Below are 13,300 nucleotides of genomic sequence, written 5' to 3' on the forward strand. Positions count from 1 at the left end.
GGTTTAGGTCGTTTCGTGTGGAACCGGCCACCAAACGCATCGGGGCCACGAACGCATCGGGGCCAGGTCTTTCTTCTTGCCTTCGTATAAAACCAGATGGCACGTATAGGGCAGGAGCAAAGGCGGGTCTATGTCGTTTCGTGTGGAACGGGCAACGACATCCGCCGCTGAACAGGCATAGCCACCGTGACCAGCGGCGTTGCCAGCGTTTCTGGCGCTGTCAAGGGCGGGCGAAGCGAACCCTTTACTGCGCCAGAAACGCTAGCAAGCTCAAGGGCTTGGGGCTGGTTGCGGTTTGTCGCAGCGTAAGTATTCGGCCAACCCGTAGTGAGCCAGCGCCGTTGGCGAGGCCGGTTAGCGGCAGAGGATTGATCGGAAGGCTCTGTGAAGGGGATAGAGCCAGATATCCTTGATCGGGAGGATGGGCTTGCTGGTGGGGCACTTCTTGCCTCGGCCGGCGGTTTGGCCGACCTTGATCCAGTTGGCGGCCTGGTAGCAGGTGCCGCGATGGCGGGGGGTCTCGACGAAGGTTTCGAGCAGCACGGGGCGGTAACCGTAGCGCGCCAGCCAGTCCTTGGGCAGTTGCCGCTGCATGAGCGAGAGGATCTTGGAGGCCAGGCCCTTGCACTGGATCCAGGGCAGGATCAGAAAGCGGGCATTGTTCACCACCAGTTGCAGGTTCCTTTGTCGCTGCTCATCGTGCCAACCGATGAATTGCTCGCGCGCGGCGAGTTTCCAGGCGCTGGCGGCGAAGCTGAGCAAGGCGACGAGTGTCTCGCCGGCGAAGACGAAGTATCGGCTCTGACTGCCGGCCATGGGCGTGTGGCCGAGATAGTGGTAACGAGCGATGTACTCGTTCCACAGACGCGAGTTCGCCGAACCGACGACCTGTCGCACCGAGAGAGGCGGCAGTTCATGCACCGGCTGAGTGAGCAAGGGTTGTGGATCGGTGGCGTGCGTGGGCCGATACTCGGGTTGGCGAGGAGCGGTCCGTCGTGCAGCCGGCAGGGTGAGCAGGCCGTCGGCTTGCATGCGCAGCATGGCCACCCGGCAGGTCATATCCTTCAGCTCACCATTGGGCTTGCGCCAGTCGAAGAGCTCGCACACCTGACGCGAGAGTTGTGCGCGGCTGGCGCCGGGAGGGGCCTCGATCAGGCCGCGGATCGTCTGCAGTTCGTCGGCGGTAAAGTGGCGCCCGCAATAAGGCTTCACGAGCTATCGATGGAAGGTGTCTGATTGACCGGGATGGCACGCATCTGGGCCAGACGATCGGTCGCCATCGCCCAGGGCAGAAAGGCGCTCAAGTCCGCTGGTGGCTGGTTGCCGTTGGCGGCGCAGGCTTCCAGATAAGCCGTCAGCCAGATGCGCGGGTTGATTCCCCACAAGCGCAGCGTCAGCAGCAAGCTGAACATCGTCGCGGCGAGTGCGCCGGACCAGAGACTGCCCGACCCATAGAAGTTCTTGCGTGCGACCACCGGCGTGCGCTGTGCGCGCTCGGCGGCATTATTGTCCATCGCCACCTCGGGGCGGTCGACAAAGACGGTCAGGCCGGACCAATGTTTGCGCATGCTTCGCAGCACCTTGCTCGCCGGCATTTTGAGCGCCGGGTTCGCCAGTTCGCTTTCCCGTTGACTGGCCATTTGCGTGATCGCCTGCCGCAAGGCGCGGTCGCGTTCGGCCCACTGTACTGGGTCGCTACGGACTTCCAGGCGCCGTCCATTCAAGTGGTAGAGCTGAGCGATCTGCTCGACCCAGGCCAGTGCCCAGTCCGCGAGCTCCGGATGGGCGTTGGCCAGTTCCAGGAAATCACGCCGCTGATGTGCCCAGCAGAAAGCCAGAATGAAGTGGTCAAGGACTCGCGCGAGCTTCTTGTAGGCCGAATAGCGATCACAGATGATGACTCCTCCGGCGCTACCGGAGAGCTCCCGGATCGGCACCGCCGCCGAGCGGCTCGGGTCGAGCACGAAGTGGATGACCGATGGGCCGTGGAACACCCAGAAATACCAGCGATGTCCGACCTTCCCTTCGGTCTCGGCAAAAACCCGCCAGCGAGTCTCGTCCGCGTGCCACTGTTTCTCGCGACGCAGTCGGCCAAGCAGTGCTTCTTCAAGCGGCTCGAACAGCGGCGCCAAGGCACGAAGTCCGCCGGCCACCGTTCCTGCCGAAAGCCTCAGTTGGTGGTCGGACCAGTCTCGTAGAAGCCGATGCGTCGGCTGACCGTACAAGAACTTCGACAGCAGCAAGTGCACCCAAATCGACACGCCGTACTTTCCACGCGGGATCAATCGTGCCGGCGGTGGCGCGGTCAGAATGCCGCGGGCGCCCGGGCACTGACAGGTCCGCCGGTAGCGCCGCCGGCAGATCTTCCGGCGGTAGGCTTTGACCTCGATCTCGAGAACTTCACTGTCTTCTGTGCCGGGAAAGTCGACGTAGCTCAGACCACAGTCCGGGCAATGCGGGCAGTCGATGTCGATGACCTCGATCTGCGTCGGCAAGTGGCTTTCCGGATTCCGCCCGTGACCCGTTGCTCCCGGTTGATGACCTCGACCCCGCGACGACTTCTGGTCTGCTGCCGGGTTCTTCTCGGCTCCCGAAGAGCGTTCTGACTTGCGACCAAACAGGCGTTTTTGCAGATCGCGGATCCGGCCCTGGGCCTGCTCGAGCTCGCTACGCAAGGCCGCCTCACGCGCCGCCGCTTGCTCCGCCGCACGCGCCATTTCCACCCGATGAGCGGCCTCCGATTCCGCCAAACGGACCAGCGCTTGCCGATGTTGGCTGCGCCAGAAGTTGGCCTCCCAACGGAGCTTGATTTCCTGCTCCTTGGTCAACGTCACCAACACCTCGGCGAACGGCGCCACTTGGCGGTGACTTGCCGCCGATCCTCCGCAGATAATGTCCGTAGCCGTGCCCATGCGCCGCATGGTGCCGGATTTCCGCTGCTGTGTCCAGTTCAGATCTCCGGGCTGCCCGCCAATCGCTGACGGAAGCTCGCCCACCAAAAAAACCGGGGCTACGGGTTCACCGAATACTTACGTCGCAGCCCGCCCCAGAACCCGTCCGGCGGCAAGGACTTCCCCGCCCCCCTCGGGGGCGGGGTCACGGGTGGGGGCGCCCGAAGGGCTCGCCGCAGGCATAGGCACCGCTCCACACCAAACGACCCAAACCCGCAAAGCCCCGACCCCACGTGGACGCAAACAAGATCTGAGAGAACACAATGGATTTTTCCGACAAGTGCAGAATCATTAGCGATATAAATGACGAGGTCAGAGTTCTTCACCCCCTTCTCAGAGACACTTTTCGCCACATGGACGGTGTAACGGAGATCGAATACACGCACGGCCCCAATGAAAAAGGTGCCGACTTAATCATTACCCGGCTAGACAAAGCCCTTGAGCGAAGCCATCAGGTTGGCGTCATAGCAAAAAGGGGGAAGATTGTTAGTAACCTCGATGACATCTACAGGCAAATAGAAGAATGCCAGTTGCCTCGAAGAATTCAAGGTGGCGCTACCGAAACTCGCCTTTCCGAAGTCTGGGTTGTTAACACGTCGACGATTAGCAACAATGCGCAGGACAAAATTAACCATAAGTACGCCGGGCAAAGAGTTGAGTTTATATCTGGTGAAAAACTAACCGATCTTGTTGACAAGCACGCACCATACTTTTGGCACGCAATATCATCAGATATAGGAAGCTACTTGGCCGACCTCGCGAGGAAAATAAGTCAGCTCGAACGTGACATTACTATACTGGGCGGGCTTGGGTGCGACGACTTTTATATCACCCCTGAAATCCAGGAATTTGCCAAAACTCACTACGTTGTTAAATCAAGACGCCCTGCGAAGCCACGTTTTGTTAATATTATGGAAGAAGTTATTCAAACAAAGGTCAGCATCCTTGAAGGAGAAATGGGTTTCGGAAAATCTAAGACCGCAAGACACATCGCAATGCATTTCTGCGGGCCAGACAGGTTTAAGCATTCCGCTGTCCTCCCAGTGTTCGAAACGTTTAGGACTGTTCTCGACCGCGATCAGACGCTCTCTGCTCTCCTAGGGACGTCGACGGCGCCATTTTTCAATATCAACGAACATCAAAAGTGCAAATATTTGTTCATATTGGATGGTCTGGACGAAGCGATTGGCAAGTATCCAAATTGGGCTGATCACCTCAACCAATTGATTCAGGAAGCCAAATCCACTGACGGTTACTATCTGCTTTTGACCTCAAGGCCGATACGCCGTATTGACGAAGAATTGACTATTTACTCTGGAACTCAGCGGTACTCCTTGCGGCCATTGAGCATCCACAAGCTCATCGCCTTTATTGAGAAGGCGTGTGAACAGCTGTCCGTTCCCAAGAGGTTGTTCGAAGACCTTCAGAAATCTGACCTCTTCCAACAGCTTCCTCAGAGCCCAATCGCGGCGGCGTTGCTCTCAAGGCTCATCGCGCAAAACTCAACTGACCTTCCATCAAATCTCACTGAACTTTACGCCAAATCCGTCGAAAATCTTCTAGGAAGATGGGATATATCGAAAGGCGGATGCACCGAGAAAGAATACCGTGATGCCGAACAGGTCGCCATGGATCTGGCCAACTTTATGCTAGGTAATCGCCTAATATACATTAGCGAAAACGAAGCACGCGAACGAATAACTTCATGGCACACCGAGAGAAACACAAATACCGATTTGGCCGCCCTGATAGAACGGGTCTTTGAAAAGAGCGGCCTATTTTTTGTTGACTCTGACAGTGGTACGTTGTCATTCAGGCACAGATCCTTTGGGGAGTACTTGTATGCATTGGGTTGTTACAAGAAACACAAACTGATATCTCCGAAGCAAGCTTTCGATCCTTATTGGGTGAGTGTCCAATTCTTTCAAACGGGCTTGCTTGGGGATTGCGAGGAACACTTACAGAGTTTGATGGCATACCAACCAACTTCGGACGTCGAGGCTTGGCTCAAAATACTGCTAATGCCTGAGTACTTTCTTTCTGGCTATCAGACACGATACAATATTGTTGAAGAGAATCTTTTTAGGCTCTTCGTGGACGCGGCCTATCTGTATGAGCAGGCAAAGCGCGGAAAATCATTGGCACAGCTATCAGAGCTGCCGGAAATGCACCTGCTGTGGTTCTTCCAAAGAGTTATCAGGAGATCTTTTGATTATGACTACTTCAAACGCTCTATTACTACGACTTTACTGCGAATTGATGAGGAACTTTTAACTGACGAGGTTAAACATGCGGCACTATTCTTCGCCGCATGCTTCGCCGCAGAGCTAAACGATCGCAGCGGATTGGAGTATTTAATAAAGACATATGGCGCAGAGAGGCTTCCACTACCGATTTCTATTGCCATCAAACTTGAGCAGAATACAAACAAAGACTTTGCGAAGCTTCCGTTGCTTAAAGAGCACGAGAGGAAACTTAATCACATGCTAAAACTGCCCACAGAAAAGACGCAAGTGAAGGCGCTCGGCAAGAGTCAGTCTATAAATGACCTATTTGAGAAGCCTCTTAAAGCCCGATTTCAATCGAATACTAAGGAAGCGCTGACTTAAGGGTCTATGTCGTTTCGTGTGGAACGGGCCACGATCGACCTCCGCCGCTGCCCAGGCATAGCCAGCGTGACCAGCGGCATTGCGAGCGTTGATGGCGCTGTCAAGGGCGGGCAAAGCCCGGCGAAGCGGACCCTTTACTGCGCCAGAAAAGCTAGTAAGCTCAAGGGCTTGGGGCCGGTTGCGGTTTTTCGCGGCCAGCCCCCGAGCCGGTCCGGCGGCAAGGACTTCCCCGCCCCGGGGGCGGGGTCAGGGGTGGGGGCGCCCGAAGGGCTCGCCACAGGCATCGGCACCGTTCCACACCAAACGACCTAAACCCTGACTTAATCGATTCTCCACAGAAAGCCGCCACGCAACCTATTGATGCTATTGGGGAGGCAATATCGGTTTCCGATTAAATCAGCGCTTTCCTAATGGCAAATAGCTGCGATAGCACTTGGAGTTAAACCTGTGGAACAAGGTTGCCCGGCTTCCTCATAGGTATGCTAACAACAATGGCCGCAGATGTGCGCCATAGAGCGCCTACGAGGCCGGTTTGTAAAAACAGTGTTTGAAGAAGCGCAGGAACTGGCGGCTCACCTTGGAGATGTAGCAGAATACCGGGGTGCTCCAGTCGGGATTTGGTTAGTCAATCGCAGCCCGTCCTTGCCAGAACATGGGCCAGTAGATGCGTGATGGCAGATGGTCGACTACCCGAACGGACTCAAGGTCACCGTACTCCCACGTCCGCCCCGGCTCCAGCTCGACATTCGCGCGCTGGTTTTCAGTCTTTCTACCCGTCGGCAAAACGTGAATGTGGCAAAAGCGGGGCAACGGCACGCCCGTGTGACGGTCAACATTGCTATCATCGAAGCCCTTGCACCTGCGTGCCGCCGCTCAACAGCAGCGCGCTCCTGATCCGGCGATCGCGCTACCGGAATCTGCCGGCGACGAGCCTGGCCAGCGACACAGCAATCGGGAGGTAGCACCATGGCAAACCATCGCGAAAGCCGCACCATTGCGCTAAGCCCCGAGTGGCTGTTCGACGTCGTCGCCGACGTCGAGCGCTACCCCGAGTTCGTGCCGCTGATGCTCGAGGCGAAGATCGTGCAGCGCGACGACAACGCTTACGAAACCGAGCAGCGGCTGGCTTTGGGTCTCTTGACGCATCGCTTCCGGACGCGCACCGAGCTCGATCGCCCACGGCGAATTCAGGTCGTGTCGGACGATCGCTCGTTCTGCCGTTTCGATATCCGCTGGGTCTTTACGCCTTTGCCCGACGATCAGTGCCACGTCGATTTCGCGCTCGACTGCGAAACGCGCTCGCTGTTCCTGATGCCGGTAATCGAGTTGCTGGTGCTGCCGATGGCGAAGAGCATGGTTGGCGCCTTCGAGGCCCGCGCGCACGCGCTGGCCGGCCAGGCCAGGCAGGGCGGCCGCGCTGACGCTGGCGAGGCTGAGCCAGCGGCGTAATCGCTCACCGCAGCGCGGGAATAGTGGCTCGCCGACGACGCTCGCCGGTTAAAATGCGAAGCTTCTCGAACCAAGGACCACCCGTGAGCCAGAAGCCAACAAGCGAGACGGCAAACGCCGCCGCCGTAGCCAGCACCAACTTCGTCCGCAACATCATCGAAGCCGATCTCGCGGCCGGCAAACACGCGGCGCGCCAGTGGTCGGGCGCTCCCGGCCCGAGCGCACAGCAACTCACCGGCGAGCTCGATCCGGCGAAGATTCGCACGCGCTTTCCGCCCGAGCCGAACGGCTACCTGCACTTCGGCCATGCCAAGTCGATCTGCTTGAACTTCGGCTTGGCGCAGGACTACGGCGGCCGCTGCCACCTGCGCTTCGACGACACCAATCCGGAAAAGGAAGAGCAGGAATACGTCGATTCAATCGTCGATTCGGTGCGTTGGCTCGGCTATTCCTGGGAAGGAGCGATCAGCGAAGGCCAGTCCGAGCAAGAGTGCAACCTCTATTTCGCGTCCAACTACTTCACCTGGATGGTCGAGTTCGCCGAATACCTGATCAGCAGCGGCCACGCCTACGTCGACAGCCAGAGCGCCGACGAAATGCGCGCCAGCCGCGGCACGCTCACCGAAGCCGGCGCCGACTCGCCGTTTCGCCAACGCAGCGCCGACGAGAGCATGGACCTCTTCAAGCGCATGCAGCAGGGCGAGTTTGCCGACGGCACGCACATCCTGCGCGCGCGCATTGACATGGCGTCGGCGAACATCAACCTGCGCGACCCGGCGATCTACCGTATCCGCCACGCCAGCCACCACAATACCGGCGACCGCTGGTGCGTCTACCCGATGTACACCTACGCACACCCGATCGAAGACGCTCTGGAAAATATCACGCACTCGATCTGTACGCTCGAGTTCGCCGACCAGCGCCCGTTCTACGACTGGCTGCTCGAACGCCTCGCCGAGGGCGGACTGTTGCAACGGCCGCTGCCACAGCAGATCGAATTCTCGCGCCTCAACCTGAGCTACATCGTTCTCTCGAAACGCAAGCTGATCCAGCTGGTCGAGGAAAAGCACGTGACCGGCTGGGACGACCCGCGCCTGCCGACGCTCGTCGGCGCGCGCCGCCGCGGCTACCCGGCGGCGGGTTTTCGCCTGTTTGCCGAGCGCGTCGGCGTTTCCAAATCGGACTCGCTGATCGACTACTCGCTGCTTGAAGACTGCATGCGCGAAGTCCTCAATGAAGCCGCCGAGCGCCGCGTCGCGGTCCTCGACCCGCTCAAGCTGATCATCGACAACTACCCCGCCGACGGCCGCGAAGACTGCTTCGCACCCAATCACCCGCTAAAGCCGGCAGCCGGCAAGCGCGCGCTGCCTTTTGGCCGCGAGCTGTGGATCGAGCGCGAAGACTTCATGGCGCAGCCGAGCAAGGGCTATCATCGCCTCTCCCCCGGCATCATGGCCCGCCTGCGCTACGCCTACGTGATCCGCTGCACGGGTTTCGACTGCGACGAAGACGGCGCGGTCAGCGCCGTCCATTGCCAATACCTGCCGGACTCGAAGAGCGGCACCGCCGGCGCCGACAGCTACAAGGTCAAGGGCAACCTGCACTGGATTTCGCTGCGCGACGCCTGCCCCGCCGAAGTGCGACTGTACGACCGGCTGTTCGCGCTTCCCACGCCGGGCGCCCGGCGTGAAGGTGACGCCGAAGGCGTTGAGCGTGACTTCCGTGACGACCTCAATCCGGACAGCGTGCGGGTCATCAAGGCCTGGCTCGAACCGTCGCTGAAGAATGTTCAGGCCGAAGAATGCTTCCAGTTCGAACGGCACGGCTACTTCGTCGCCGATCGCGTCGATTCGCAAGCCGGCACGCCGGTGTTCAACCGCACGGTGACGCTCAGGGATTCGTGGTCGGCGAAGGGCGGCGCGCGCAAGTGAGCCGGTGCTGGCGTGACGCGAACAGCAATTCTCGCTACGCCGACCGTGGCGACCGCCGCCAGCGCCGCTGGTCCTGGATTGCTTCGCTACGCTCGCAATGACGGCGGCCCAAGCCCGAGCCGTCGCGCCTAAAGCAGCTCCAGCACCTTCTCCGGCGGCCTTCCGAGAACCGCCTGCTGGCCGCGCACGACGATTGGCCGCTCGATCAGAATCGGATGCGTCGCCAGCGCTTCCAGCCATTCGTCGTCGATCAGCACGCGGCCGGCGTAGTGCTCCTTGAAGACGGCTTCGCCGCGGCGAACGAGTTGCTCGGGCTTCATGCCGAGCTTCTGCAGCAATTCGCGCAGTTCTTCGCGGCTCAGCGGCGTCGCCAGATAGTCGATGATCTCGACGTCGACGCCCTTGTCGGCGATCAGCTGGCAGGCGGCGCGGCTCTTCGAGCAGCGCTTGTTGTGATAGATACGAAGTGCAACGTCGCTCATCGGGCTTCCTCGTCAATTTTGACTTTGCCGCTCGCGACGCCGCACGGCAAAGCGAGCTCGCAAGCGACAAGCCCCGCCTGAGCGGGGCTTGTGTAGTAAGTTGCGGTAGCCTACAGCAACTTGCGTTGGCGCGCCGCGGCCAGGCCGAACAGGCCGAGGGCAAAAAGAACGATGGTGCCTGGCTCGGGCACCGCCGCGCGGAACTGTGCGGCCAGAATCTCGTGCGCCTTGGTCGTCGGATGCACGCTGTCCCAGAACAGCCATTCGTTCTCGTTGCCTTCGCACAGATTGAAGTTGTCGACACAGGACTTGTTGGTCACCGTCATTCCATAGGCAGCAGGATTGGCAAGAATCTTGTTGAGAAATGCGGCGCTATCGAACTGGATGATTTCGGCAGACGGCAGAGCTGCGTCAAGGGCGGTAAGGGCATCACCCAGAGCGTAGTTGAACGCGCCGCTCAGTTCCCCCATTTTCTTCTCGCCGAGAAACGCGGGGGTCTGGCTGAGATCGAACATGTTCGGGACCAGGAAGTGCTGCGCACCGGCCTGTGCCAGACCCAGGACAGTGCTTACGATGTTCATGACACCATTGCCGATCAGCTCCGGGATGCCCCCAAAGCCGCCCGATGAGCCTGTCGCCGTGCCCGGCAGCATACCGCCGCTGCCCTGCCAATAGAAGATGTCGTTCGGGAAGGTCCAGATGACAAACAGCGAAGTCGCCGGGTCGAAGGCTGGACTCTGTGCCGCAAAAGTTTTGAGCTGCCAAGCCTCACCAAGGTTGTCATAGACCGGCTGCAGAAAAACCGGCACCTTGGGATTGATCGAATTGTAACTCGCCAGACCGCTCGTCGCACCGCCGATCGCGTAATTGGTGCCGCCGGCCAGAGAAGGTCTGAAGCTGGAGTCGCCGGGGTTATAGCTTTTCCACAGGTATTCGACGGCGACCGGGCCGTTCGAGTACTGGCCGTTGTAGTACGGTGGCGGCGGGAAGGTGAATATATCGCCGGTCGCCAGGCCGCTGTTACCACCATCCGACAGGCTGTCGCCAAAAACGAACAGATTGGAGAGGTGTCCCAACGCGGCGTTCGCCGATACCGGCACAGCCAGCGACGCCAATAGCGCCGTCGCGCCAAGCAGTTTCTTCATTGCGTGTTCCCCTTTGGTCGGTTAAATATCGCGAGAAGTCAGGAATCAATCGCAGGCCGCTGGCAACTGCTGGCGCGGCGCCAGAGCGGCATTTTGAACGGACAGATGGTCGCAAGCAAAACTTGAGCCATGGACGATATCGTACTGTTTTATATACGTCTCTCGTTGATCGGCAGGAGCAAGAGCACGCCAGGTGTAAAATTTTCCGACAGTCCACGTAAACAACGCGCGGCACGCACCGAGAACGTCATTGCCATGACCCGCCACTGTTGGTGGCGGCGTTTCATTCGGCGCGCAGCGCCTCGACGGCGTCGAGCCTGGCCGCGCGCCTGGCCGGCAAGACCCCCGCCAGCAGACCGATGACGACGGCGATCAGTTCGGCCAGGGCGACGAAGCTGAGCGGCGTGTGTACCGGTAGCGCCGGCACCAGCAGGTGGAGCAGCTGCGCCAGAGCGAAGCCGAGCAGTAGCCCGAACACGCCGCCGAGCGCCGAGAGTGCCACCGCCTCACCAAGGAACAGGCCGAGGATCGTCCGCCGCGGCGCACCGAGGGCGACCAGCAGGCCGATTTCGCCGGTGCGCTCGCTGACCGCGATGGTCATGATGGTGACGATGCCGACGCCGCCGACGAGCAGCGAGATGCTGCCCAACGCGCCAACGGCCATGGTCAGCAAGTCGAGGATGTTCGACAGCGTGCGCAACATGTCTTCCTGGGTGGTGATCGTGAAATCCTCGCGACCGTGCCGCGCCTTCAGCGTGCTCGCGACCAGCGCGCTGACGCCGGCGGCGCGCGCGCCCTCCTCGTACGACAGGTCAATTTTCATGATCCCGTCGCGGTTGTACAGTTCGAGCGCCCGCGCCGTCGGGATGTAGGCGGCGTCGTCGAGGTCGATGCCGAGAAACTGCCCCTTGGCTTCGAGAACGCCGATGACGCGAAACTGCATGCCACCGGCGCTGACGCGAGCGCCGAGCGGGTTGGCGCTGCCGAACAACTCGTCCTTGAGGTGGGCACCGAGAACCATGAAGGCGCGTGCGCTGTCGGCATCTTCGGCGGGCAGGAACTGGCCGCTGCGTACCTTGATGCTGAACACCTTGAGCATGTCGGCACTGACGCCATTGACGGTCGTCCGCCGCAGACGGCCATTGGCATTGACCTCGGTATTGCCCCACACCGTTGCGGTCATGCCGGTGATGTGCGGCAGACGTGCAAGGGCGCGGGCGTCATCGAGCGTCAGCGGTCGCACCGACGTCGGGATGCCGCTCGGCGCGTGCCCGGCGGTCTTGGTCCGGCCCGGCGATACGCTGATCACGTTGGTGCCGAACTGCGTGAACTCGGCGAGTACGAAGCGGTGAATTCCCTCGCCGATCGACGTCAGCAGGATCACCGCCGCGATACCGACGGCAATTCCGAGCAAGGTCAGGAAACTGCGCAAGCGGTGCGCGGTAATCGCCCGCAGCGCCAGTTGCAGCGAGTCACGCGGACGAATCATCAAGGCGCCTGCCAAGACTCGGGCGGCAACTCCACCGGCGCGGCAAGCGATCGCCGCGCGCTCGCCACTGCGCCGGGCGCGAGACGCAGCCCGCACCCGGCCGCAGGGCCCGGATCGGCGAAGCGATCGCCGGCGGCATTTTTAGCGATGAGTCCGTTGACCTTCATTTCTCGGGAAAAGACAGCCGGAGCCGCTCATCGAGCGCCGCGCGCAGCAGCTGCAATTGACGGATCGTCAGCCTACACCTGTTTGTAGACACAGGCCCGGCCTGGTTCAAATCGAAATGTGCCAGCGCACACAAGGACGGCATGTGCAGCTTGTCGCCACCGGCCAGGCGATCGAAGCGGCGGCGGAAATTCCAGCGCAGCCATGCCGCGATTGCCAGTGTAGCAGAGGCGCTTGAGCGCATTGAAGCTCTCCGGCCGGCGGCTCTGCGTCGCCAGCCAGGCATCGATCAAGGCCGTGCCGAATTTATCCGGCAGCGAATCGGCCAGCAGACCCGGCAGCCCGAGGAAGATAGCGCGCGGCAACTCCGGGAACTCGTACTGTCGCTCGCGGCATGGTCAGCGACGGTGTCGCGCCGCCCGCGTGCAAGGCACGGGGCAGCGCGAGTGCGGCCGGACGCCGAGCGAGCCGAAGAACTCGACAAGCACTCGCGCGCAGCCGTCGGCCAGCGACTTACAAGGCCTGATACTTGGCTGGATCGGACATTCTTTCGAGTACCTTGTCCAGTTCCTGTACGGTCAATTTCTCGTCGTAGATACCGGCGCTGACCTGGATGCCACTGGCAAACGCGATGTCAGCTGCCAGCGAATAGGAAAGTTTCCTGGACAACGCTCCCGCACCCGGCTTCGACCACATGTACTCCACCCAACCGCCATGGGGTTCGGCACCGGCCTTGCACAGTTCCCGGAAGATGTACTTGCCGGTGTTGTCGGTAATCTGCATGATTGGCTTGCCGACCAGATCGGGCCTCATCGGGTGCGCCATCATCCGGTCCTGACGACAATCATAGACAAATACATAACTGTCCTTCCACACCCAGCGGCCATCCTTGTTGTTGAACTCGGCGTAGCCGGACGATCCTTTCTGGTGCAGAAACTGGGCCGCAGCGCGCACCTTGCTGATCGCCTCGTCGGCCGCCGCCGCGCCGGCTTCTGCAGCCAACGCGGCATGGCCAAAACCAGCCGCAGCCAGAACCACCATCAAGCGAATTGTTTTCCTCGCGTTCATAGATTCTTCCT

10 protein-coding genes and 1 pseudogene are annotated in these 13,300 nt (G+C 60.3%); 3 read left to right on the forward strand and 8 right to left on the reverse strand.

The annotated features are described in order from the left end of the window. Window positions 1-354: 354 nt before the first annotated feature. Both QZ656_RS09945 and QZ656_RS09950 read right to left on the reverse strand, forming a co-directional pair. Window positions 355-1,212, reverse strand: a complete 858-nt coding sequence (locus QZ656_RS09945; protein ID WP_291991652.1) for a DUF4338 domain-containing protein — start codon at window positions 1,210-1,212, stop codon at window positions 355-357. Then, window positions 1,209-2,921 (reverse strand): IS66 family transposase, encoded by a 1,713-nt coding sequence (locus QZ656_RS09950; RefSeq protein WP_291992872.1) that lies wholly within the window; start codon window positions 2,919-2,921, stop codon window positions 1,209-1,211. The genes QZ656_RS09945 and QZ656_RS09950 overlap by 4 nt, the downstream gene beginning before the upstream one ends. Before the next feature lie 293 nt (window positions 2,922-3,214). Here QZ656_RS09950 and QZ656_RS09955 point away from each other — a divergent pair, with 293 nt between their 5' ends. The 3 genes from QZ656_RS09955 (at window position 3,215) to QZ656_RS09965 (ending at window position 8,940) form a co-directional block, all read left to right on the forward strand. Beyond that, the gene (locus tag QZ656_RS09955; protein ID WP_291993251.1) at window positions 3,215-5,560 is read left to right on the forward strand and encodes an NACHT domain-containing protein; all 2,346 of its coding nucleotides are present in this window, start codon (window positions 3,215-3,217) and stop codon (window positions 5,558-5,560) included. A gap of 966 nt (window positions 5,561-6,526) precedes the next feature. Continuing rightward, complete coding sequence (locus QZ656_RS09960; protein ID WP_291993252.1) at window positions 6,527-7,009, forward strand: type II toxin-antitoxin system RatA family toxin; 483 nt, start codon at window positions 6,527-6,529, stop codon at window positions 7,007-7,009. 53 nt (window positions 7,010-7,062) lie between these two features. Next, window positions 7,063-8,940, forward strand: a complete 1,878-nt coding sequence (locus QZ656_RS09965) for a glutamine--tRNA ligase/YqeY domain fusion protein (RefSeq protein WP_291993253.1) — start codon at window positions 7,063-7,065, stop codon at window positions 8,938-8,940. 128 nt (window positions 8,941-9,068) lie between these two features. Here the strand turns inward: QZ656_RS09965 and arsC are convergent, their stop codons facing one another. The 6 genes and pseudogenes from arsC to QZ656_RS09995 all read right to left on the reverse strand — a co-directional run bounded on the left by arsC (window position 9,069) and on the right by QZ656_RS09995 (window position 13,289). Next, a complete protein-coding gene (arsC, locus tag QZ656_RS09970) occupies window positions 9,069-9,422 on the reverse strand; it encodes an arsenate reductase (glutaredoxin) (protein WP_291993254.1) in 354 nt (117 codons plus the stop codon). Between the two features lie 110 nt (window positions 9,423-9,532). Continuing rightward, window positions 9,533-10,567, reverse strand: a complete 1,035-nt coding sequence (locus QZ656_RS09975) for an SGNH/GDSL hydrolase family protein (protein WP_291993255.1) — start codon at window positions 10,565-10,567, stop codon at window positions 9,533-9,535. Window positions 10,568-10,850: 283 nt separating this feature from the next. Further along, window positions 10,851-12,056, reverse strand: a complete 1,206-nt coding sequence (locus QZ656_RS09980) for an ABC transporter permease (RefSeq protein ID WP_291993256.1) — start codon at window positions 12,054-12,056, stop codon at window positions 10,851-10,853. A 163-nt stretch (window positions 12,057-12,219) separates the two neighbouring features. Beyond that, complete coding sequence (locus tag QZ656_RS09985) at window positions 12,220-12,465, reverse strand: hypothetical protein (RefSeq protein ID WP_291993856.1); 246 nt, start codon at window positions 12,463-12,465, stop codon at window positions 12,220-12,222. Next, window positions 12,410-12,565, reverse strand: a pseudogene (locus QZ656_RS09990) (HipA N-terminal domain-containing protein); the annotation flags it as partial. The pseudogene QZ656_RS09990 and the gene QZ656_RS09985, both read right to left, overlap by 56 nt. Window positions 12,566-12,734: 169 nt before the next feature. Continuing rightward, window positions 12,735-13,289: a cache domain-containing protein gene (locus QZ656_RS09995; RefSeq protein WP_291993257.1), complete on the reverse strand. Its 555-nt coding sequence runs from the start codon at window positions 13,287-13,289 to the stop codon at window positions 12,735-12,737. Window positions 13,290-13,300 lie beyond the last annotated feature (11 nt).

Origin of the sequence: Candidatus Accumulibacter sp. ACC003 (genome assembly GCF_907163085.1) — a bacterium.
GTDB lineage: Bacteria > Pseudomonadota > Gammaproteobacteria > Burkholderiales > Rhodocyclaceae > Accumulibacter.

Excerpts from the sequence above, each read along its gene's own strand:
- QZ656_RS09950 (WP_291992872.1), bottom strand. The coding sequence starts at position 2,921 with ATGCGGCGCATGGGCACGGCTACGGACATTATCTGCGGAGGATCGGCG.
- QZ656_RS09955 (WP_291993251.1), top strand. The coding sequence starts at position 3,215 with ATGGATTTTTCCGACAAGTGCAGAATCATTAGCGATATAAATGACGAG.
- QZ656_RS09960 (WP_291993252.1), top strand. The coding sequence starts at position 6,527 with ATGGCAAACCATCGCGAAAGCCGCACCATTGCGCTAAGCCCCGAGTGG.
- QZ656_RS09965 (WP_291993253.1), top strand. The coding sequence starts at position 7,063 with ATGCGAAGCTTCTCGAACCAAGGACCACCCGTGAGCCAGAAGCCAACA.
- arsC (WP_291993254.1), bottom strand. The coding sequence starts at position 9,422 with ATGAGCGACGTTGCACTTCGTATCTATCACAACAAGCGCTGCTCGAAG.
- QZ656_RS09975 (WP_291993255.1), bottom strand. The coding sequence starts at position 10,567 with ATGAAGAAACTGCTTGGCGCGACGGCGCTATTGGCGTCGCTGGCTGTG.
- QZ656_RS09980 (WP_291993256.1), bottom strand. The coding sequence starts at position 12,056 with ATGATTCGTCCGCGTGACTCGCTGCAACTGGCGCTGCGGGCGATTACC.
- QZ656_RS09985 (WP_291993856.1), bottom strand. The coding sequence starts at position 12,465 with ATGCGCTCAAGCGCCTCTGCTACACTGGCAATCGCGGCATGGCTGCGC.
- QZ656_RS09995 (WP_291993257.1), bottom strand. The coding sequence starts at position 13,289 with ATGAACGCGAGGAAAACAATTCGCTTGATGGTGGTTCTGGCTGCGGCT.